Source organism: Mesorhizobium sp. P5_C1 (assembly GCF_054049815.1).
Genome location: NZ_JBFULQ010001115.1, coordinates 1 through 980 on the forward strand (window position 1 = coordinate 1; position 980 = coordinate 980).

1 pseudogene is annotated in these 980 nt (G+C 61.1%); it reads left to right on the forward strand.

The window, feature by feature from the left end:
* Positions 1 to 352: pseudogene (locus ACXJ7R_RS34275) on the forward strand (hypothetical protein); the annotation flags it as partial.
* Positions 353 to 980: the final 628 nt, after the last annotated feature.

Below are 980 nucleotides of genomic sequence, written 5' to 3' on the forward strand. Positions count from 1 at the left end.
GAGCAGCACTGACGAGCAATATCGAACTCGTGTGGCGGCGCTTCTAGTTCGGCGCGGTGCAACGGCAGAGAAATGCACCAGGCTCATACAAACTGACAACGCTGTAGCAACTGGAATAGCGGTGGCGGCGGTAGGCGGCGCAGCCGCCGCGGCCGCTGCCAACAATGGCTATGGCGGCGGCGGATATTACCGTCCACCTCCGGCCTATGGCGTCGCGTGGGACCAATTCTACGACCAATACTACAATCTCACGTGGCGGTGCCGTGACAAGGGAACCGGGCGGTTCGTGGACGACTATTACTGCAACGGCATGCCCATGTTCGACAGCACATGGCCAGGTTGGTCGGCGTAGGACAGGCTATGGATCGATTCGCGCAATGGCAATCGATCGGCACGCCGGCTTGCGAGCGTGCCGTTGCGGCTTTTGTTCGTGACGGCAGCTTAGTGGCCCATTTCGTGTGCAGCGTAGCGATCGCCTTCCTGAGACTAACCTATTGGGCTGGATTGGGTCGAAACCGGCGCCGATCACAGGCGTCGCGTCGAGCACCCATGTTCCGTCCCGCACAAAAAGCCCGCCACCTTTCGGCAGCGGGCCCAGGTCGAGGAGGTTGCGCTAGGCGTGCGGTCGCGGAGTGGGGGTAGCGCGGTCGGTCTGACGGTGCGCTACTCCGGCGATCCGGCCGGAACTCCCGCCAAGGCTCGACCCATCCTCTGCCGCTGAACGGCCGCATTGCGCCGCATGTCAGACGTTTACGTCTACTCTGTCGGCTCCTGGAAGCCGACATCTCCGTTGACCCGGATTTGTCGGTTGCGGCGTAGGACATGTGTGGCCCAGCTTTCCCCGTTCAGAACCATGGCCGGCTGCTGACGTCCCCAAAACAAAAGTCGCTCTAAACATCCGACAGCTGGCCCATCCGGTCTTCGGTAGCGAGCGTCGCATCACAAGCCTTAGCTGTTCTTATCTTAAGTGACTACATGCT